The 20,489-nt window shown below is 70.1% G+C and carries 14 protein-coding genes and 3 pseudogenes; 8 read left to right on the top strand and 9 right to left on the bottom strand.

Annotation, left to right across the window (positions count from 1 at the left end):
• Together J1C73_RS08345 and J1C73_RS08340 are read left to right on the top strand one after the other, a co-directional pair.
• Window positions 1–1,313: glycoside hydrolase family 36 protein (locus J1C73_RS08345; protein WP_207315778.1), on the top strand; the 1,313-nt coding region annotated here is incomplete at its 5' end.
• 728 nt (window positions 1,314–2,041) lie between these two features.
• Complete coding sequence (locus J1C73_RS08340) at window positions 2,042–3,940, top strand: LamG-like jellyroll fold domain-containing protein (protein ID WP_207315777.1); 1,899 nt, start codon at window positions 2,042–2,044, stop codon at window positions 3,938–3,940.
• A 262-nt stretch (window positions 3,941–4,202) separates the two neighbouring features.
• Here J1C73_RS08340 and J1C73_RS08335 read toward each other — a convergent pair.
• From J1C73_RS08335 to J1C73_RS08315, 5 genes and pseudogenes are all read right to left on the bottom strand, one after another.
• Window positions 4,203–4,310, bottom strand: a pseudogene (locus tag J1C73_RS08335) (IS6 family transposase); the annotation flags it as partial.
• Window positions 4,307–4,516: a hypothetical protein gene (locus J1C73_RS08330; protein WP_207315776.1), complete on the bottom strand. Its 210-nt coding sequence runs from the start codon at window positions 4,514–4,516 to the stop codon at window positions 4,307–4,309. The gene J1C73_RS08330 and the pseudogene J1C73_RS08335, both read right to left, overlap by 4 nt.
• 169 nt (window positions 4,517–4,685) lie before the next feature.
• The gene (locus J1C73_RS08325) at window positions 4,686–5,540 is read right to left on the bottom strand and encodes an ABC transporter permease (RefSeq protein ID WP_207315775.1); all 855 of its coding nucleotides are present in this window, start codon (window positions 5,538–5,540) and stop codon (window positions 4,686–4,688) included.
• Window positions 5,500–6,360 carry an ABC transporter ATP-binding protein gene (locus J1C73_RS08320; protein ID WP_207315774.1) on the bottom strand — a complete coding sequence of 287 codons (861 nt, stop codon included), beginning with the start codon at window positions 6,358–6,360 and terminating at the stop codon, window positions 5,500–5,502. The genes J1C73_RS08325 and J1C73_RS08320 overlap by 41 nt, the downstream gene beginning before the upstream one ends.
• Window positions 6,357–6,812: a MarR family winged helix-turn-helix transcriptional regulator gene (locus J1C73_RS08315; protein WP_207315773.1), complete on the bottom strand. Its 456-nt coding sequence runs from the start codon at window positions 6,810–6,812 to the stop codon at window positions 6,357–6,359. Before J1C73_RS08315 ends, J1C73_RS08320 begins: the two co-directional genes overlap by 4 nt.
• A gap of 498 nt (window positions 6,813–7,310) precedes the next feature.
• Between J1C73_RS08315 and J1C73_RS08310 the strand changes: the two genes are divergently transcribed.
• The 6 genes from J1C73_RS08310 to J1C73_RS08285 all read left to right on the top strand — a co-directional run bounded on the left by J1C73_RS08310 (window position 7,311) and on the right by J1C73_RS08285 (window position 18,768).
• Complete coding sequence (locus tag J1C73_RS08310; RefSeq protein WP_207315772.1) at window positions 7,311–7,559, top strand: hypothetical protein; 249 nt, start codon at window positions 7,311–7,313, stop codon at window positions 7,557–7,559.
• A 673-nt stretch (window positions 7,560–8,232) separates the two neighbouring features.
• Complete coding sequence (locus J1C73_RS08305) at window positions 8,233–8,400, top strand: hemopexin repeat-containing protein (protein ID WP_207315771.1); 168 nt, start codon at window positions 8,233–8,235, stop codon at window positions 8,398–8,400.
• Window positions 8,401–8,547: 147 nt separating this feature from the next.
• Window positions 8,548–13,821: a hypothetical protein gene (locus J1C73_RS08300; RefSeq protein WP_207315770.1), complete on the top strand. Its 5,274-nt coding sequence runs from the start codon at window positions 8,548–8,550 to the stop codon at window positions 13,819–13,821.
• The gene (locus tag J1C73_RS08295; RefSeq protein WP_207315769.1) at window positions 13,818–16,916 is read left to right on the top strand and encodes a hypothetical protein; all 3,099 of its coding nucleotides are present in this window, start codon (window positions 13,818–13,820) and stop codon (window positions 16,914–16,916) included. The genes J1C73_RS08300 and J1C73_RS08295 overlap by 4 nt, the downstream gene beginning before the upstream one ends.
• A gap of 287 nt (window positions 16,917–17,203) precedes the next feature.
• Window positions 17,204–18,421 carry a hemopexin repeat-containing protein gene (locus J1C73_RS08290; RefSeq protein WP_207315768.1) on the top strand — a complete coding sequence of 406 codons (1,218 nt, stop codon included), beginning with the start codon at window positions 17,204–17,206 and terminating at the stop codon, window positions 18,419–18,421.
• A complete protein-coding gene (locus tag J1C73_RS08285; protein ID WP_123466741.1) occupies window positions 18,421–18,768 on the top strand; it encodes a hypothetical protein in 348 nt (115 codons plus the stop codon). Before J1C73_RS08290 ends, J1C73_RS08285 begins: the two co-directional genes overlap by 1 nt.
• Before the next feature lie 71 nt (window positions 18,769–18,839).
• Here J1C73_RS08285 and J1C73_RS08280 read toward each other — a convergent pair whose 3' ends face one another.
• The 4 genes and pseudogenes from J1C73_RS08280 to J1C73_RS08270 all read right to left on the bottom strand — a co-directional run.
• Entirely contained in the window at window positions 18,840–19,106 is a 267-nt protein-coding gene (locus J1C73_RS08280) for an arsenate-mycothiol transferase ArsC (RefSeq protein ID WP_372446664.1), read from the bottom strand.
• Between the two features lie 34 nt (window positions 19,107–19,140).
• Window positions 19,141–19,372: pseudogene (locus tag J1C73_RS34605) on the bottom strand (ACR3 family arsenite efflux transporter); the annotation flags it as partial.
• 189 nt (window positions 19,373–19,561) lie between these two features.
• Window positions 19,562–19,978, bottom strand: a complete 417-nt coding sequence (locus J1C73_RS08275) for a hypothetical protein (protein WP_207315766.1) — start codon at window positions 19,976–19,978, stop codon at window positions 19,562–19,564.
• A gap of 213 nt (window positions 19,979–20,191) precedes the next feature.
• Window positions 20,192–20,398: pseudogene (locus tag J1C73_RS08270) on the bottom strand (hypothetical protein); the annotation flags it as partial.
• Between the last annotated feature and the right edge of the window lie 91 nt (window positions 20,399–20,489).

The raw sequence follows: 20,489 nt of genomic DNA, 5'->3' as shown, positions 1-20,489 counted from the left end.
GGCTCGCCGGCCTGCCCGGCGGAGAGCCGCTGCCCGTTCCGGAGTTCGCCCGGACGCCCGTCTACTCGACCTGGTACGCCTTCACCCAGGACGTAACCGCGGCCGAGGTCGAGGAGGAGGCCGCCCTCGCCGCCGCCCTCGGCTGCGGCCAGTTGTTCCTGGACGACGGGTGGCAGCTGCTCGGCAACGGCCGTGGCTACGCGGGCTGCGGCGACTGGCAGCCGGACCCAGTCAAGTTCCCCGACTTCCGCGCCCACGTCAGTACCGTTCGGCGTGCCGGACTGCACTACACCGCCTGGATCGCCCCGCTTCTCCTGGGAGAGCGCTCTTCCGCCCACCAGGCCTGGGCACCGTACGCGCCGCACCACGTCCCGCACCTCGACTGCCACGTCCTCGACCCCCGCCACAGCGAAGTGCGCGCACACGTCGTGGACACCTGCCGCACCCTGGTCGACACGTACGGACTCGACGGCCTGAAGATCGACTTCCTCGACGAGGCCATGGCCTACGCCGCAGTGCCCGCACCCGACCAGCCCGCCCCCGGTTACATTCCGGACATCGGGGAGGCGATGGCCGCGCTGCTCGCCGATATCCGCGACGCCCTGCGGGCCCTGCGCGGCGACCAGTTCGTCATCGAGCTGCGCCAGCCCTACATCGGGCCGGCCATGACCGCACTCGGCAACGCACTGCGCGCCACCGACTGCCCGGCCGATCCCGTCGCCAACCGCATCCGGACGCTGGACATCGCGCTGCTCGCACCCTGCGGAGCAGTCCACTCCGACATGGTGATGTGGGATCCGCAGGCAACACCGGAGAGCCTGGCCCGCCACTTCCACGGGGCCCTGCACTCCGTGCCGCAGATCTCCGTCCGCCTCAGCCGGCTCTCCCCCAGCCACCGCGAGACCCTCGCGTTCTGGCTCGCCACCTGGCGTCGACTGGCTCCCGTCCTCACCTCCGGCCACTACGAACCCGGCCGCCCGGACGAACTCTTCCCCCAGGTCACCGCCGCTCACGGAGACCAACGGGTCATCACCAACTACACCGACAGGATCGTGCCCCTCCGCACCGAGTCCTGGCGCTCCCACTCCCTCATAAACGCCTCCACCGCCTCACGCATGGTCCTCGACGTCTCCGGACCACCCCGCCAGGTCCGTGTACGGATCCATGACGCCCGAGGCCGATTGCAGCAGGCCACGGCTCTCACCCTCACACCGGGCATCCACACGATCGAGGTTCCGCCCTCCGGATCGTGCGTCCTCGAACTGGCCTCCGGCCTCCCCGCACATGGAGAGAGCTCGACGCAGATGCCGTAGGGGACGGGCCGACAGCAGGCCGATCCGTACCGCGGGCGCAGGCACAGGCGGGCGCGCTCCTGCTCCTGCTCCTGCTCCTGCTCCTGTTCCAGGCGTCGCGGCGAGCACCCGGCAGTCAGCCCGCGACGGACTCCTTTTCGTGAGGGTCATCGAGCAGACCGTCGGCCAGTTCGACGTGCCCGTCGTGCTCGGCAACAACTCCCGGGCTGCCGGACCGGCGCTCCCGCTCGCCGCCCGGCGCGTGGAGGTCGTCCAGGCCGACCTCGGAGTGAACGCGGCCGCCCCCGGTGCGGTGGTCCTGCTGCTGCGTCCACGCCGGGCCGGTCGCTCTTCAGCGAGGCCGTGGCGGGCCAGGGCATCACCTACCTGCCCATCGACGGCGGGAAGTTCTGCTACCTGGCGACCGTCATCGACCTCGCGTCGCGCCGTCTGACCGGATGGGCGATCGCCGACCACACGCGCGCGGATCTCGTGACACCCCACACCAAGTACGCTGACACCAAACGCATAACCCATGTTCAGGATTCGGGGTCAAGGCCCAACGGTTCCTATCCCCCGGCCCTGGCCAACCCGCGCCCTCACGTTCCCACCACCACGATCCCGCGCGCCGGCGTTGTGCAATTCATTGAGTCTTCGTCCGGCTGTCGCCCTTACGGACCGGTTTCTCCCCCACCCCGCGGCTAGCTTGCAGACGATCACCCCGACGTTCATCCTCCGCGGAGACATCTATGTGCAGCCCCCTCCACCAGCCCGACGGACCGCTTCTGCCCGGCGCGAGCCGTCGTACGTTCCTGCGGGCAACCGCGCTCACCGGTGCCGCCACCGCAGCCACGGGGCTCGCGTCCGCCGCGCCCGCCGCGGCTCTCTCCCAGCAGAAGACCGACGCCGTCACGGCCGGTTGGCGGCCCGACCCCGAGAGCTCCAGGTTCACGCTCGTCGTCATGCCGGACACCCAGTACCTCTTCGACGGGGCGAGCATCAACAAGGCGCCGGTCGAGGCATCGTTGCGTTACGTACTCGATCACGGGCGCGACGAGAACATCGTTTTCCTGTCCCATCTGGGCGACCTCACCGAGAGCGGCCAGTCAGGCGAATTCAAGGCGATCGGCGAAGCGTTCGAGCTGCTCGACCGGCGGCGGGTCGGCTACAGCGTCGTCGCGGGCAACCACGACATCACGTCCTCCACCGACGATCAGCGCGGCCGCACCCCGTACCTGGACACCTTCGGTCCGCAGCGAATGCGGCGCCTGCCGACGTTCGGCGGGGCGACCCCGGATGGCTACAACACCTACCACCTGTTCCGCGCCGCCGGGCGCGAGTGGCTGGTGCTGGCGCTCGACTGGCGGCCATCGGCGGCCGGGCTCGCCTGGGCGAAGGACGTCATCGCCCAGCACCCGGACACTCCGGTCATCCTCACCACCCACGAGCTGGTATACGCGGACACGGACGGCGACGAGGCTGAACTCTCCGACCACGGAAAGCATCTGTGGGACGAGCTGATAGCCGGGCACGACCAGATCTTCCTCACCCTCAACGGCCACTACTGGCCCGCCGGACGCACCACCCGTCAGAACACCGCGGGCAACGACGTCCATCTGCACATCACGAACTACCAGAACCGCTACTACGGCGGCAGCGCCATGATCCGCCTCTACCGCTTCGACCTGGCCAGGAACACCATCGACGTGGAGACGATCTCTCCATGGATCCTCGGCCGCGCGGGCGACAGGATCAACGACCTGGAGCGCGGCGAGATCGAACTGACCGGTCCACAGGACAGTTTCGCCGTGCCCATCGACTTCGAGAAGCGTTTCGCCGGCTTCGCGCCCGTGCCCGTGCGGGGGCCCCGCCCGGCGAAGCAGCTGGTGATACCGGGCACCGTCGCCTACTGGCGCTTCGACTCCCCTTCGCACCAGGACGGTTCCGCCGCCGACGCCGGCCTGCGCGTCCCCGACCTGTCCGGGCACCGCAATGACCTGGTTCGCGAAGCCGTCCCCGGCAGTGCGCCCGACGCGCTGCGCTGGTCCACCGCCCACCACCCGGACCAGCCCGGCCACGGCAGCCTCTACTTCGACGGCTCGAAGCCGCCGCTGCGGGGCGCGTATCTGCGCACGGAGAACAACGCACCGCTCAACACCAAGACGTTCAGGTCCGGTTACACCATCGAGGCATTCCTCCGCCTCCCCGCCGACTGGGACGCCGGACGCAATGCCTGGGGCGCCGTACTCGGCCGCCGTGGCACCCTCGGAGCGGCCGGCAAGACCTCCGGCGACCCGGAGGAGCCCGTCGCCACCCTTTCCGTATCGGACGGCCCCGGGCTCCAGTGGGCGGCGGCGCCGCTGAACCAGCCGGGAGCCGTCACCAACTGGAGCCATGAGCTGCTGCGTGAACGGTGGTGGCATGTGGCGGTCGTCAACGACGGGAAGCACACGACGATGTACATCGACGGCTGCACAGTCGCCCGCAACCCTGCCACCCACACCGCTGGCCTCGCCACCCTGGGCCTGCCCTGGCTGCTCGGCGCCTACGAGTACGGAGGCAGACTCGACCAGTTGATGCACGGCTGGCTCGGCGACATCAGGATCGTCGAACGCGCCCTGCCCGTAAGGAGCTTCATGATCGCCTGAGGGGCACTGCCCCCGAGGTCACCACGCCCGGTTGGTACGGCGCTGCTTGACGGCGGTGCGCGTCCGGCGTGGGGCAGCTCCGAGCGACGCGACTGCCCGGACAGGACGGCCGGGCCGGCCTCGGGACGACGCGCCACCGCTCCTGGGCCGCCCGGTCAGCGGTGCGGGGATGGTGACGGGCGCGCCCGAGGGCGTCCGCGCTCCGGTGATCCGGTTCAGTTCGGCCTCGCCGCCAGGCCTGCCCGAACTTCCGGCACCATCACCGGACCGTTTCGTAGGAGACTACGACGCCGTGCTGGAGCATCAGCTCCTCCACCTCCCGGAAGCTGAGCGGGAAGCGGAAATGCGGCCACACGCAGTGGGAGATCACCCCGACCGGGCACGTTGTCGCAGACCGGACCGGACCACGAGGACGGTGCCGGGGTCTTCACCGGTGCCGTGGAGCGGGGTGCGGATCCGGGCCAGCTGCGCGGCGCGGCCGTCGGGGGCGCTGGGGTCATGGGTGTGGTGCACGAGGTGCTGGTTGACGGTGAGGTTGTGCGCGCGGGCGCTGGGGATGGTGCCGGAGGCGGTCACTGTGCCGGCGGCCGGCCTCCGCGAATAGCTGGCCGGGGTAAGCCGGTGTCGAGGCGGTCGCATGGTGAATCGCTTCACATATGTGGCTGCCACACCGGCATGGAACCCCCCGCAGCGCTCCCACGGGAGCGGTACGGGGGCTCGTGCAGGGGTGGGTCGGTGCGGGCCGTCAGCGGGCGAGCCGGCCGAGCAGGGATCCGGCGGCCGCGATGCCGACCGCCGCGGCGAAGGCCAGCACCCCGAAGTCCAGGCCGAGATGGGACGGAGTGCCGATGAGCAGGCCGCGCAGGGCGTCGACCTGGTAGCTCAGCGGGTTCACCTTGCTGATGGCCTGGAGCCAGCCGGGCATCAGGGCGACCGGGTAGAGCGCGTTGGAGGCGAAGAACAGCGGCATGGTGATGGCCTGGCCGATGCCCATCAGCCGGTCGCGTGTGAGGACGATCCCGGCGATCGACATCGACAGGCACGAGAAGAACGCCGAGGCCAGCACGACCACCACGGCCACGCCGAGCAGATGCAGCGGGTTCCAGCTCATGCCGACGCCGAGCAGGGCGGCGATCACGATGACGACGACGGCCTGGATCACGGCCTTGACCCCGGCGGCGAACGCCTTGCCCGTCACGAGGGCCGACCGTGGGGTCGGCGTGACCATGAGTTTGGTGAGGACGCCGGAGTCGCGCTCCCAGATGATCATGATGCCGTAGAAGATAGCGATGAACATGGCCGACTGGGCGATGATCCCGGGCGCGAGAAAGTCGAGATAGGGGACGCCGCCGGTGGGGATGGCGTGGATGCGGGAGAACGTCGTACCGAAGATCAGCAGCCAGAGTGCGGGCTGGACGGCGCGGGTGTAGATCTCGGTGCGGTCGTGCAGCAGCTTCTGCAGTTCGACGGCGCACATCGCGCCGACCCGGGACGGTACGACCCGCCAGCCGGTGCGGGGCGGTGGCGGGGTGAGCAGCAGGGCGAAGCGCGGATCGGGCTCAGCCGCGGCGGGTTGCGGTGCGGCGGGTGCGGCGGACATCGTTGAACGCTCCCTTCTCCTCCTCGGACCCGGGGTCGTCCAGTCCGCTTCCGGAGTGGTACCGGAAGACGTCCTCCAGGGACGGCGGCGGGGAGGCGGGTTCGCCGGTTTCCCGGCGGTGGGTGACCAGTTCGCTCTTGAGCTCGGTGGGGGTGCCGAGCGCGCGGAGCCTGCCGAGGTGCATCAGGGCGAGCCGGTCGCAGCGGCGGTCCGCCTCGTCCATGGAGTGCGTAGTCACCAGGACGGTCATCCCGGTGCCGGTCCGGATCTCGTTGATGCGGTCCCAGACGCTGTCCCGTGCGATCGGGTCCAGGCCGATCGTCGGCTCGTCCAGGATCAACAGGCGGGGGGCGCTGACCAGGGCCTGGGCCAGTTCGAGGCGGCGCACCATGCCGCCGGAGTACGTGGCGGCGAGCCGGCGCGCGACATCGCCGAGGCCGACGGCGTCCAGGGCCTGGGAGACGCGTGCCGCGCGCTCGCGGCGAGGTACGTCGTACACGCGGGCGAAGAGCTGGACGTTCTCCAGACCGGTGAGCCCTGCGTCCGCCGACAACTGCTGCGGTACGTAGCCGAGCAGGCGCCGCACCGCCATCTGCTGCCGAGCCGCGTCATGGCCGAACACCTCGACGACTCCGGTCGGCACGGGCAGCAGGGTGGTGATGGCGCGCATGGTGGTGGTCTTGCCCGCGCCGTTCGGGCCGAGGAGCCCGAACACCTCCCCGGGCCGCACCAGCAGGTCCAGGCTGTCGACGGCCTTCGAGCTGCCGAAGCTGTAGGTCAGGGCGGTGCAGCGGACAGCGGGCGCGGTTTCTGTGGTCACGCGGTCTCATCCCCCTTGCGCAGTGACGCGGCGAGTCTGTGCAGGGCCGGGAGTGCGGCGGCGAGTGCCGTGCGGTCGTCGGCGTCGAGTCCGGCCAGGTGCCGGCGGAAGAGCGCCTCACGGCGGGTGTGCCACTCGTGCAGCCTCTCCACCCCCGCGGGGGTGGGGTACAGCAAGGCGGCACGCCCGTCTCCGGGGTCCTTCTCCCGCCGCAGCAGTCCCTCCGCGACCAGGTGGTTCACCAGCGTGCTGACCGAGTTGGGCGCGAGGCAGAGGCTCCGTGCGGCCGTCGAGACCCGCACGCCGGGCCCGGTGGCCACCAGCCGCAGCAGTTCGGCGTGCGCCCCGCGCAGCCGGGGAGCGGACAAGCCGTTCCACAGTCTGCGCCTGGCGAGCCGCTGGATGCGGGGCAGAAGTCCGGCGAGCTCATCAGAGAGAGCACTCGCCTTCATCCGTCCATTTTAGCTCTGTATGCGAGCTAATGTCATTGAACGCCTGCCCGCGTACCGGCTGCCGACTTCACGCCCCCGTCGCCGTGTTCCGCGGCGCGGGGCTGCGCGGCGGGCTGCGCTCGGTCCGGGAAAGCTCTCGGGATGGGCACCCGTCAGGCCGTCTGCCGGCCCGCACACCCCGAGTACGACCGGCACGCGCACTACCCGAGGCCGGAGTCAGCCCTCCCCGGCACCGGCTTGGCGACGGCCGGCGCCGGAGCCAGTTGCGACCATGCCCAAGGCGAAGTCGACTCCGGACTACCGTTCTCCTCTCTTGGAAGCAGCGCAATTCCAGACCACCGGGTGCTCTTCGGTGAGCAACTTGGCACCCCTCCGCCCTGCAGCCGGAATCTGGAATCACAAAGTGCTACTGAACCTTGATTCGGTGTTGTCGGGGCAGGGCGAGCGCGGTGGTACTCCGATCGTCGCCGTGTCCGGCTGTCGCGTCAGGATGAGGGCGTGGCCGAGAACGAAACGGATCTGCCGGCGTTGCTGCGCGAGCTCGATGATCCGGAGTGGCTGGAGTGGCCGCAGCACTACAACCGCACTGAGACCGCAGCCCGCTTGGGCAATCTGGTGACCAGGCTCCAAGGTGACTTCGCTGTTCGCTGCACGGCTGAGCAGGACACCCAGGAGAGAAGGGTGAGCCGACCCGGGAACTGGCGCGGGTGCGGGCTGCTGCTACCGACCGGCCGTCCACCCTGCTGAGCTCGCTCCCTCCGCCCGCCCGGACAGCCGAGTTGGCCCAGCGGACCCGCCGGGCCGTCGCCGCGGACCGCCGGCGGCGCCGCGAAGCCGCGGCCTCACGCGCCTGCTACGACAAGAAGATCAGCCAGGGCAAGCACGACACCCACACCGCGATATGGGGGACGAAAACTCAGAACATATGGTGCTCATAGACCGCTGGATGGCCGGCGAAGTGGTCAACAATGCCGTCGGTATCAAGATCGTCGGTGGGCCGTTCGTGGGGCGGACCAAGATCACCCTCAGATCAGGACGGGCTACCGCCCGCACGCCTGCGTGCTCGGGGCGGCCGGCGGCATGGACCTTGGAATCCTGCCGCCTGGCACACACAGCTCAGTTCGAGCCCCCGAGACCTCCGCCGGTTGGATCTACCAGTACGCCGGAGCCGACCCAAATACGGCTGACTGCCCCTGACCCACGCCCCCGCCGACGGCCAGACAGCGCCCGTCCGGTGGTTCCCGTCGGGCGGAATTCACGGAGCCGCCTGAGGTGCGGCACCGGAGCTTGGATGAGACCGTGGAGGCAGGGAATCATAGACCGGGAAGCTGCCATCTGATGGGCAGACTCGGGTGAGTGACACGACTCAGCTGGTCGCCTTCCCTCCGGAATTTTCAGCCGGCGCGCTGAAGGGCGAGTCATGAGTGACCGAGCTGCCTACTTCTTCAAGGCCGACCGCTACCTCCGCTACAACATCACCAACGACACAGTCGACGTCGGCCCCACCGAAATCTCCCACAACTGGCCCGCACTCCCCACCGAATTCCAGAACGACCTCGACACGGTCGTCGATTGGGACGAGGCCTGACAAGGGACGGGCGCGAGAGCCGATCGGCTCTCCCTCCACCCGAGCGATGAGACGGCTGACCAGTGCCAACGGGGTCTCCGTGACAGCGGGGCCGGTTTCGGGGCGTCCTGCCAGGTACGGTCGGGCGCCCGCCAGAAGGGCAAGGCCATGACCACGCCGCTGCTCGACTTCGTGAAGCCGCTCCTGCCTGGTGTCTTCGACCGCATCGTCCTTCCGCCCGGGATCAGGCTTCTCCTCGTTCACCTCTCCACGGATCTGCCACTGCCGGCCGGTCCTTCCGCCGCTCCGCTCTCCGGCGACGCACGGGCCACTGCCGACGACTCGGCCGGCGGTTTCGCCCAGCTCTCGATCGACCCGCTCGGCCCGCCGATCCCCTTCGACCTACGCCTGACCGGTCCTTCCGCCGTGCCGTCCGGCTTCCAGCTCGATCTGAAGCCGGCCGACGGCCTGCTTGAGCTTCCGGCGGCCTGTGTGCCGGCCGCGGTCCAGGTCGATGCCGCCGGCCGGCGCACTCTGGTGGCGCAGGCCGGCGGCGGCAGAGTCGCCCTCACGCTCAATGGCGCCGACCCTCTGGCCATCCGCGTCGAGGGCGGTGTCGACTCCCCCGCACAGCAGGGCGTCGTCGTACTCGACGCCGCCGGGCAGGGTCTGGGCACGGTCGGTACCAGCCCGGCCGCATTCCTCCTGGGGACGCAGGGATTCGGTCTCCATCTCCCCGGCGGTCTGGCGGTCGATTCCTCCGCGACCCGCGCACCGGCGCCGGTGACGGACGGGACCGGAGGACCGGCACCCTCCGAGGCGCCGGGCTGGGAGGGGGTCGCGATCCGCCGGGCCGAACTCTTCCTCCCGGAGGCGACTCCCCTCGTGGGCAGCGGTCCGATCCCCGTCGAGCTGGACCTCGGCCTGCCCAACGGCCTGTACGGACGTACGGAAGCGCACGTCCCTGCCGACGGATCACGCCCCGCATTCGACGTCACCGTCGTCTGGGACGATCCCGGCGCGACCTCGCTCGCCTCCACACTGCCGGCCTCGATCGAGATACGCACGGAATGGAACCTGGACCAGGCGACCGCTCCGCCGGGTCTGGGAACCATCGAGTTGCTCGGCGGCCGCCCCCTGCGTGTGACGGGACGGTTCTCGCGCAGGCCCGGGACGAGCGACTTCGACTTCGGCCTGGTGGTCGAGGCCGGTGGCGATCAGGGGCTCCTCTCCGTGACGGGACATGACACCGCCGGGAAGGTCGTCGTCACGGCGGCAGCCCTGGCAACGGCCTTCATGGCGGATGCGGATCCGCCCACCCCCGCTCAGACCTCGTACGACGGTTTCGGCGCGACCCTGCACATGCTGCTGGTCGCCGCTGCCGGACTGAGCGCCTTCCTCGACGACGGTACGGTCGTCCTGCACGACGTAGAGGTGGATGCCGGGCTCGGTTCGGCCGGTACGAAGGTCACCCTGCGGGTGGACTACAGCGTCGACGTCCAGATCAAGACGATCGACCTCGGGTTCATGAGCATCGGCATGAAGCCGAGCGTGCCCATGCGGCTGCGCTACCGCAACGTACGGCTGCTCGTCGACTTCGCCCAGTCCGGCCTTGAGCGCTTCCACCTCTCCTACGGGGAGGCCGACATCGACGTGGAGGATCCGGGCGGCTGGCAGATCCAGTCTCCCGGCACCCTGTCGGACCTCTTCGATGTGCTCGGCAGCCGTTCGGGCCACGGCTCTCAATGGTTCGAGATCGATCTGCGCTTCGCGCTCGACCTCGGTCCGGTCAAGGTCAGCGGGGCAACGGTCCGCGTGACGCTCGGCCCCGGGGGCGCACTCCACCCGGAGGTACGTGGACTTGACGCCGCGCTTGTCCTGCCGGGGCTGTTCGAGGCCCGCGGCAAGGCATCGCTGGGCGCCGGCAAGCTGGACCTCGCCCTGGCCGCCCACATCCTCCCGCTCAACGTCGCCGCGTTCGCCGACCTCAGCTACAAGGACTGCGGTGACGGGGTCAACGAACTGGTCCTCGCGCTGGGCGTCGACCTGCCCGGGCCGGTCCCCCTCGCCAACAGCGGCCTCGGACTCTACGGGCTCGGCGGCATTTTCGGCGTCAACGCCGCGCTGCCCTCCCCCGGCCCGGAGGACGATCCCATCCTCTTCCAGCTGGGGCTGGATCCGTTCGACGCCGGCAGCTACGCCTGCGCCCCCGACGGAAGCGTGTTCGGCCTGGGCGTCGTGGTCGGAACCGCCCCGGACCTCGGCTTCACGTTCAGCGCCAAGGGTGTCGTGGTGATCGGCCTGCCGGACGTCGCGGTCCGGGCAAGCCTTCAGGGCCGCATCCTGTCACCGCGCATACAGATGACCGACAGCCTGGGCCCGCCGGGAGAGGGCGCTTCCTTCATCGGCGCACTCGCCGTCGCCGGAGACGGTGTCACCGTCGCCATGCGGGGCCACTACGAAGTACCCGTCCTGTTCACCCTCGACGTCCCCTTCGGCGCCCGCTTCCCGAACCACGGGCGCGACTGGTACGTCCGGCTCGGCTCGGACGGTCAGCCCGGCCGCGGCCCCGGCCTCATGCAGGCCAAAGTGCTCCCGGACTTCCTGAACATCAACGCGTGGGCGTTCTTCATGGTGGAGGGCGACGGCATCGCACACCTCGGCGGCATTCCGGCACTCTCACCGACCGGGTTCTCGCTCGGCTTCGGAGCCGGATTCACCGCCGTCTACGGCATCCCGCTCATCCACGTCGACATCAGCGCCTCCGTCATCCTCGCCCTCGGCACCCGTCCGCTGCTGCTCGGCGGCGTCGGACACCTCTCGGGGAGTCTGCACCTGGGGCCCGTCTCCATCGGGGCCAGTGCCGAGGTCAGCTTCCTGATCGCCCCCGAACTCGGCGACACCTGGGTGCGGTTCGAGGTGTGCGGTGAGGTCGACCTCTTCTTCTTCAGCCTGGAGGGCTGCGTCACCATCGAACTCGGCCAGAAGGGAACGGCGGTTCCCGACCCGGTCGACTGGCCGCTGGAATCGGTGGCGCTCGCCGATCACCGCTACACCAAACTGGCGGACGCCGTCGGGGCACCGGTCCCACCCCCCGTCGACGGCCTCCCGGTGGTCTGGCCGGACGTCATCCCCCTCCTCCAGTTCACCAACGGCCCGGCCGACGGCCTGCGACCCGGCCCGTTCCACGACAGGCTCGCCTGGAACCCGACCGCGGTCGGCAGCGGCGTCGTCGGGAACGACCGCCTCAGTTACACCTACACCCTCACCTCCGTCGACCTCACCGCCATCGACCCCGCCACCGGGAACGAGACACCGGTCCCAGGTCAGCTCGAGGCCGCCTGGCAGGACATCAGGACCGGCGCCCCGGGCGAGCCCGGCGCACGAGAACTCGCCCTCCTCAGCTGGGAATCGGCGCTCTGGACCCGCAAGCTGGTGGACGGCGCGGTCAATGACCCGAACGATCCCGTTCCCGCCATCGCGCACCGCTGCCGCACGGAGTTCTCCGCACAGCCCGGGTGGGCGCTGGGAAGCCTCGGCAACCGCCACGGCCCCGGCGAGGACTGGAATCTGCCCACCGAGCCCGGACCCGGCCCCTTCTCCTCGGTGTTCGACGTCAGCGTCGCCGCGCAATGGTGGGGCGTGCCGATCGATGACGCGACGGCCGGGTTCTTCCCCTATGTCTTCCCGCTGCGACTCGGCGCGCCCACGGTGTTCGACGAACCGCTGCCGGTGATCGGCCGCGGCTTCGCGGGCGATTTCGCGCTACCTCACGTGGCGGGCCTGCCGCTCGACCGTGACCCGGACGAGAGCGCCCCGGGCATCGGCGAGGTGCCGGTCAGAGCCGTACTCTCGTTCTCCGAGCCGTTGCTCGATCCCTGCCTCGGCCTGCGCCTGCCGGACTGGCCTCCGGGCCGGGCGGACCAGGTGCGGGTCAGCCTGATCGGCCCGGACGGCACAATCCCCTTCCCCGGCACCGGCGCCGAGCCCGTACCCGGCGACGCGGAGGTCCGCAGCTACGCGGCGGAGGGAGGCCCGTACACCGCGATCGTGCTGGAGTACCACGCCGCTCTCGCTCCCGAAGTCCTCGGTGTACGAGCCGTCTCGGTCCGCGCGCAGGGCAACGCGGAGGCGGCCACCCAAGCGGACAGCAGCGCCGGCCAGGCCGCCGCGGCCAAGGCGCACACGGTGACGCCACGTCCCATGCTGTCGCCGGACACCGTCTACCGCATCGACATCGGCGTCGAGGGCCAGGGCCGGCGCGAAGGCGCCACCGGTCCGGTGGTCCCCCACGTGGAGAGCTACTGGTTCCGCACCGCGGACATGTCCGGCCCCGCGCCGAGCAACGGCACGCAGTATCCACAGGGGACCACGTCCGCCCTCGCCCTGCAGCACTACGAGGACTATGTCGCCGCCCCCGCGGTCCTGTTGCGGACGGACCGGTTCGACCCGGCCTATCTGGAGCGCTACGTCCTCTCCTGGATGCCCGAGGACAAGGCCGGCTCCTGGTTTCTCGACGACCCCGTCGGGGTCCAGCTCGAAGTCAGCCACGTGCCGGACCTCGCCGCCGCCTACGACCACGACACGCTCGTCCGCGTCCGCCGTACCGACCCGACCCGGGGTCACCCGGACCCGTTCGAGGAACAGGCCTTCCCCGCCGCCGACATCTGGCAGGCCGGCGTCTCGAACCTCCAGCCGCAGGCCGATCTGCGCCTGTACGGGGCCACGAACACGGCCGGCTCCTGCCCCTATCCGAGGCCGGGAGCGACGCTCGGAGGCCGGCCGGCCCTCCAGCCGCTGTCCGACTACGAGCTCTCCCTGGCCTTCCCCTTCCTGGATTCGGCAGGCTCCGGGCAATCGGGCGGATCGGCGATCCGCGGTGGAGTGTTCACCACCTCCCGTTACACCGGCCCCCACACCCTCCTGGCTGATCTGGGCTTCGTCCCCCCGGGAGCGGAAGGTGGCCACATCACCGGTGATGTGCGGGTGGACCGTATTCCGGTGGCCGTCGGGGACATCACCGCCGACGGCGCCCTGGAACACGCTCTCGCCATGCTGGCTCTCGGCCGCCCCTCCCCCACTCACAAGGGCCGCACAACAGCCCTGTGGACGGACGACGGCGGTACGTGGGTCCTGCACGGAGTGCTGCTGGAAGCTCCCGAACCGATCCACCGTCCCGACTCGCTCGACCTCGTCGACTTCGGCGGCCGGCTGAGGGTGAACAGCCTCGACTGCGGTGGTCAGCCGTTCCCGGGCATCATCCGTTCCGCCTCCGGTGACCGGCTCCTCTTCCTGACCGGGAGCCCCGTCGTGCCCACCGGCCCGCTCACCCTCGCTGTGACCCTGCAGGACGTCCCGTTGGAGGCCGCCACCGTGCCGGTGGACACGGCCCTCAGCTGCCCGGCGCCCCCGGTGCCCGGCTTCGCGAAGGATCTGCCATGAGCCTCGACGTCGCCCCGCCGACACTGTTCCGAGCCAGTGCCATCGCCGCCGCGGGCGTGCCCTGGCTGGCCGACGGATTCCATCTCCGCGTGAAGCTGAACCCGTGGATCGGCTTCCCGATCCACCCCTTCGCTGCCTGGCGGCTGAGGTTCGACGAGGAGTTGACCGAGCTGCCGATCCAGTGGCGCGATGCCTACGGAAACGCGCTGACCGTCCCATTCGACCTGGAGCAGACCGGCGGCTTCGCCGAAGGCTCGCTCTTCGGATACCCCGCAGCCGATCCCTGCATCTGGGCCGAGGTGGACGTCGACGATCGAGGGCTGCGCGTCGACCTGCTGGACGCTCTGCACGCCACTGCCGGGGGCGCACGCGTCCTCGCCACCCGCCGCAGCGCGCCATTCAGGTTCAGCCATACCCGCGTCGCCCGTCTCCAGGTATCCGGTGCGGGAACCGTCAGCACGGCATGGGGCCTGCGACAGACCTCCGTTCTCCAGGAGACGGCGATCGCCGACCGGCCACCGGATCTCGTCTTCGGGCTGCCGCTCCCCCTCGGCCCCTGGTACGCCCCCGACTCGAACACCGATCCGTTGGGCGCCGCGGCGGAACGGGTCGCCCTTGCCGCGCCACGTCGGCTGAACCCGCCGGACAACCCCGCCGGACGGCTCCCCGACGACACCGACCCGGACGCCGAGACCCGCAGAATCGTGGAGCGGATCGCCCCGGAGTACGTCGACCCGTGGCTCCAGAGCGGGTGGTACGACCCAGAGCTCGCTCCGGCGCACGCCACGTTCAGCGACTCCGTCGCGGGCGCCGACAACCGGCCTGTCAAGGCGACCGCCGCCATCACCCCGTCACTCTCGACCATGGCTGTCGACCCGCAGATCGCCCGCTACCTCGGCCTTGCCACCACCGTCCCGTTCTCCGCCACCGCACCGATTCAGCGGGCCAATGTCTGGGTGGTCGCCGGGCGCTGGGCCGTACAGCGGGAGCGCACCCTCCACCCGTCGAGCGATCAGCTCGGCGCTCCGCTCACCCTCGGCGACGTACTCGGGCCACCCGCCTCCGGCGGCTGGGCGGACGGCCTGCTCGACGGTGTGTTCCCGGACGCGCCGCAGCTCATCGGTGACCTCGCCCAACGACCCGGCGGGGAGGACGGACCGTGGTCCGGCGCGACCCTGTTCGCGGTCGCAGTCGCCGCCGGTGACGCCCCGCCCGATCCGCCTGATCCGTTCCAGCTCTCGGCGGCGGAGCCCGGCCAGTGGAACCCCTCCGCCGATCCGGACGACCCCGGCCCGGAGAGCTGGCGACAGCCCGTCTCCCTCGGCGCGCAGCCCGCACGCGGCATGGTCGGCTTCGCCCGCACGGGCCCGGACGGCCCCGTCGCCCTGCACCGCTTCGCACCGCCGCAGGCCCAGGGCTACGTCACCCGGGCCCTGCCGCTCGTACCGAACTGGGCCGCCAACAATCAGCGCGTCGTGGAGGACCGCACGGTTCCGGCGGATCCGGCCGGCGCGAGCTGGCGGGTCTGGGGAGCGGACGAATTCGGCCAGTGGTCCGACGGTGTCGAACTCGGCGTACCGCTGCCCATGCGGCCCGCGCCGCCCGCACCCGTGCTGGAGGCCACGTTCCGCGCCGAGCCGGCCGACGGCTCGACCGGGCCACGCGTGCCCGGCACCCTCCGGCTCCGGTACACCGCGCCCGGTCCCGGTTCCGCCGCACCCGGCAGCCTTCCGATCGTGGAACTCCGCGTCGGTGTCGACGGGGAGCCCCTCGCACCGAGGCCGCTCGATCCCGGCGAAACCGTCGTCCTCGAAGCGACACCAGAGCCCTTCGATGTCGGCGAGCGCCGCAGCGTACGGATCGTCTCCACCTACCTGGACGCGGACGGAACGGCGTCGCCTGCGTCCGAGAACGATTGCGCCGTCCATGACACTCGCGCCCCGCAGGTCGTTCCCACCTCACCGATGGTCCTGTGGGCCGGACAGAAGGACGCGACCGGGTTGGCCGAGCTGGCCCTCCGCTGGCCGCCCCAGCCGCATGCCGACCGGTACCGGATCTATCTCGGCGACGCCCGCCGCCTCGCCGGCGAACTCGGCCTCTCCCTCCCCCTCACCCCGGTCCGGGCGACGCAGGCCCACCCGATCCATCTCGCCGGTGACCAGCTCACAACAAAGAGCGCCTTCACCTTCCTCGGTGAGACCGGGGGCGCCCCGTCCGATGATGGTTTCGTCCACTTCGCCACCCGTATCCCCGGCGGCCTGCGCAGTATCCAGTTCGTCCGCGTGGTCCCTCTCACCGCCGGCGGCGCCGAGGCCGCGTTCCCGTCCTGCGGCCTCGTCCCCATCGCCGTCCCCGTCCAGGACCGTCCGCCGCCGCCGCTCCTGGATGCGCGCACCGATCCGAACCTCGGACTCACCCTGACCCTGCGCGCCCACGGGCTGCGGCCCGAACTGCTCGGTGCCGCACCGGGCAGCACGCCGGAATACCACCTGCGCCGCACCAGTCGTGGCGTTGACGGCCACTACGCCCCCATACATCTGACCGGGTTCCTTTCCGGTCCCGACGCAGACGGCGTCTGGTCGGCGACGGTCAACGTACCGCCGGTCGAACTGGCCCCCTTCGTCCACCGCGTCTGGTATGCGGAGGTCCGCTATCCTGCCGAGCCGGCGCTCCCGCCGGGTGTGGTCGCGCTCCCCGCGGACGGCGGCATCGAGCCTGCATGGAGCACGGTCGGAAGCAGCTCCGAGGGCCTGTGGAGCGAGCCGTCCCTTGCCGCCGAATCGCTGCTGGTCCCACCGGACGGACCGGGAGCACCTGCCGCGCCGGACGTGACGACGGGCGCGGACGGCTCCGTGGCACTGTCGTTGGGCGGTCTGCCGACCGCTCTCCCCGCTGCGGACGCCCCCTACCTGCTGGAGATCTACCGGGGAACGGCCGGCACCCTCGCGGAACAGCAAGCAGTCGTCCCCGTGCTCGACCCCACGCTGTCCTGGACCGACCCCTCGCCGGTCCCGGACGCGCACTTCGACCTCGTCGTTGTCGACCCGATCGGACGCCGCAGCCCGGCGACCCGCGCCCGAGGGGCTGTCGCGTAGTTCCGGCGGACACCCGACGGCGACCGGGGCCCGTCGCCGACCGTAACGATCCGCGAACACATCGGCGTTCCGTTGCCCTGCGCCTCCGTCAAATCCGCTCGCAGTGAGCGCATTTGGAGGAGTCCGGGCGCCGTAAGGGATCCAAGATGCGCTGTTCGCCCTGGAGGAGTTGAGTGGAAGGAGAGGCATCTCAACCATCTCCCCGATTCCTGTGGGAAGGCTCAACCAGGAAAACCGACCGGATCCGTGCCTCTGCCGGTGAGTGACCCGTCAGACCAGGAGGAATCATGGCAACCCGGACGGCGTTCTTCTTCCGTGGCGGCACGTACGTCCGGTACGACGTGAATCCGAGCACCGGTAACGACACCGTCGACCCAGGCAGCTATCCGCGTGACATCGGTGCGGGGTGGGACGCCATGCCCGTCTCCTTCCGCGACAACATCGACGCAGCCGTGACGTGGCCCGATGCTTTCGTCTATTTCTTCAAGGGCAGCACGTACGTGCGCTGGGATGCCACCGACGACACGGTGGACGCAAGCAACTACCCGCGCGATATCGCGGAGGGCTGGACGGCGTTCCCCGCGTCGTTCTGCACAGGAATCGATGCCGCCATCAACTGGGGAGACGGATACGCGTACTTCTTCAAGGGACCGAAGTACATCAAGTACAACATCGGCAACGACACAGTCGACGCAAGCGTCTACCCCCGCGACACCGCCGAGGGCTGGACGGCGTTCCCCGCGTCGTTCCGCACAGGAATCGATGCCGCCATCAACTGGGGAGACGGATACGCGTACTTCTTCAAGGGACCGAAGTACATCAAGTACAACATCGGCAACGACACAGTCGACGCAAGCGTCTACCCCCGCGACACCGCCGAGGGCTGGACACAGCTCGCCGGGGTCGGGTTCACCGACCGCCTGCAGGAGGCGATCGAGTGGCCCCGGGCCGAGGTCACTTCCTTCACCGCCCCGGCAAGCTTCACCGCCTGCGCGACCACCACCGCACCGGCCGTCACAGCCGTACGCACCTTCGACATGCAGGCAGCCATGCGTCAGGCCCATCCATCCCTGTGCGCCTGCGGAGAGTATCGCCAGTACGTGCGAGGCGACTTCTTCGTCGACGGCGAGCGCATCAACTTCATTCTGCAGGACGGCGTGAACGTCCCGCCCGTGGTTCTGCGGCCGCGGCCGGAACCCGGCGCGGCGGACGACAACTTCCGAGAGGACGGCAGACCGGCCTCACAGAACCTCCTGACGCACGTGGACCTGCACTACGGACACCGCCCGCGCCCTACGGCGACGGTGGACCTCAACGACCTCTACCAGCCGTTCCCCCGGCGTACGGGTTGCACGTATACCGGTCGGGATACGCCCAGCATGAAGTCGCCGCAAGGCGCGTTCATTCGCATGGACATAGATTTCCGCGGCCGGGTGATCGATACGTGCAACGGGGGTGCGGTCCTTCAGCAGAACGAGTGGACAGTGACCTGCGAGGTGCCCTGATGAGTGGAATTCCGGACTACCCGCCTCAACAGGCGGGAGACTACTGGGTCCTGCCAACCGTCGACACGGCCGCGGACGGACTCGTAAAACTGCACGTCAGTGTCACGGTGTCCGCCGAGGACAACCTTCAGGATTCGGATCTGCAGGCTGAAGTAACCGCAGGAGAGCGGACGTTGGTGAGGGAAAGCGGTCCCACTCCCGGTCCGCTGACGACCCTGGAGCTGCTGAGCATCAACGCGGTCGGGTTCTTCACCTTCGCCAACCCCGGCAATCCACCGCCGTCCGCGGTAGTGGTGACGGTACGCGGCTCACAGGCATCGTTCGACGTCAGCGGCGGCCAGGCGTGAGGGGCGCTTTCTCATCCGTACGGGGATGATTCCCCGGCCGGCCGGGAACAGCGGGCCCGGGTCGCTGTTGATCACAGCATGAGTCCTGAGGCGCACGAGGGATTCGGACGGGTCGGCATGGTGATCACCACATCCGACGCCCGCACGACTTCGCTGGTCAGGCCCTTCGGTGTGTTCCGGCGGGCATGTCGATGCCGACCTCCGGCATCTCGCACGGCGGCGGGGTTCACGGCGTTGACCGGTGCGGACCCGGCAGAGCGGACCTCGCCGCGGCGCTGTGCGAGGTGGGTGAGGAACGCAGCGGCCGTCTGCGAGCGGCCGGCGCTGTGGACGCACACGAACGGCACGGACGGCTTCGGGCTCTCGGACACGGGCGGCACTTTCCGCCCCGGCAGCCGGTCCGGCCGCCGGGGCGGGCTGGGGGAAGAAACGGCGAGCGGCCAGGGCGACGTAGACCAGGCCGATGAGGACGGGCACCTCGATGAAGGGTCGACGACTCCGGCGAGGGCCTGGCCGGGGTGGCACCGACGATGGCGACGGCGACCGCGGTGGCCAGCTCGAAGTTGTTGCCCGCGGCGGTGAACGCCGGCGTCGTCGCACCCGGGTCGAGCTGGTTGCTTCACTTCGAGGGATCACAACTTCCGGAGTTCAGCCGTCTTCAGGCTCTTCGCGCGGCGGCCGTCCAACCGCATCCCTCACATACCGGACGACCGCCGGCAGTGGCCCGGCGCCGCCCAGGAGGCAGAGAGCCACAAGTGCCCGCACCGGAGGCGACGCCACATCTGTCGGGCCGTCAGCGGCGGAGTTCGGGGGGCAGGGCCGTTCCTGCGTTGTCGGGCGCGACCTGCCTGAAGTGTCCCTCAGCGATGCTGTTGCGGGCGATCTCGTCGAGCCTGGCGGGGACTTCGACCAAGGCGTGGGCGAACAGGGCGGCCAGGCTGTCCGCCACCGGGGACAGCAACTCCACGTTCCCCTGGGGCTGATCGTGTCGCTGGGTTCCCCGACGGTCATCGTTGTCCCAGTACCAGATCGATCCGGCGTCCGGCCCCTTGGTCGCCATGACCAGGGCGCCGCCCTGGACCCACGCGATGGTGAGCAGATCGCCGGTGAAGCGGTCCACGAAGCGCATCGCGACATCGAGCAGGTCGTAGGGGTTGTCCTCGGCATAGAGGTTGAAGAACTGCTGGTCGAGTACGAACCCGTGGTCCATGTGCACGGCCGGGCGGGCCGGCCGCCGCCACTCCCGGTCATCAACGCCCGGTACTGCTGGGGAAGTCGGAAGCGCAGGTACTTGTGCTCCAGGTGGGCCAGATCGCCGTCGGTCAGTGGCCGGCCGGGTTCGAGGGTGATGAGGATGCGCGGCTGCTCGACCGGGCTCCTCAGACCGCGTCGAACCGGCCCTTTTTGTCGATCAGCATGCGCTCACCGTGTCGCGCGGCGTTTTCTCGCCGCACCCGCGACACCACTGGTCCGGCTCAACGACCGGACACGCCAGCGCTGCACGATCCGGGTCGAGCCGCTGCCCGGTGGCTTCGAGGCCGAGTGCATCGAGCCGGGCGAACCAGGTCAGGTCGGGACGGTCGTGGGTAGCGTCATCGCGTCGCGGTCTTCCCGACGGGGTTCTCTGCACGCCCTACCCGGCCTCCGGGTCTCGGCCACGCGCGCGGAGTGAGTGGGCTCCGGGGACGCCATGGCACCCGGACGACGGCATGAACGATTGG

Origin of the sequence: Streptomyces laculatispora (assembly GCF_017353455.1) — a bacterium.
GTDB classification, from domain to species: Bacteria; Actinomycetota; Actinomycetes; order Streptomycetales; family Streptomycetaceae; genus Streptomyces; species Streptomyces laculatispora.
Note: the sequence above shows the minus strand (reverse complement) of the source record. Positions and strands in the feature narration are given on the sequence as shown.

Bases quoted from the DNA above. Each gene is read 5' to 3' on its own strand.
- J1C73_RS08340 (WP_207315777.1), top strand. From the start codon at position 2,042: ATGTGCAGCCCCCTCCACCAGCCCGACGGACCGCTTCTGCCCGGCGCG.
- J1C73_RS08325 (WP_207315775.1), bottom strand. From the start codon at position 5,540: ATGTCCGCCGCACCCGCCGCACCGCAACCCGCCGCGGCTGAGCCCGAT.
- J1C73_RS08315 (WP_207315773.1), bottom strand. From the start codon at position 6,812: ATGAAGGCGAGTGCTCTCTCTGATGAGCTCGCCGGACTTCTGCCCCGC.
- J1C73_RS08305 (WP_207315771.1), top strand. From the start codon at position 8,233: ATGAGTGACCGAGCTGCCTACTTCTTCAAGGCCGACCGCTACCTCCGC.
- J1C73_RS08300 (WP_207315770.1), top strand. From the start codon at position 8,548: ATGACCACGCCGCTGCTCGACTTCGTGAAGCCGCTCCTGCCTGGTGTC.
- J1C73_RS08295 (WP_207315769.1), top strand. From the start codon at position 13,818: ATGAGCCTCGACGTCGCCCCGCCGACACTGTTCCGAGCCAGTGCCATC.
- J1C73_RS08290 (WP_207315768.1), top strand. From the start codon at position 17,204: ATGGCAACCCGGACGGCGTTCTTCTTCCGTGGCGGCACGTACGTCCGG.
- J1C73_RS08285 (WP_123466741.1), top strand. From the start codon at position 18,421: ATGAGTGGAATTCCGGACTACCCGCCTCAACAGGCGGGAGACTACTGG.
- J1C73_RS08275 (WP_207315766.1), bottom strand. From the start codon at position 19,978: ATGGACCACGGGTTCGTACTCGACCAGCAGTTCTTCAACCTCTATGCC.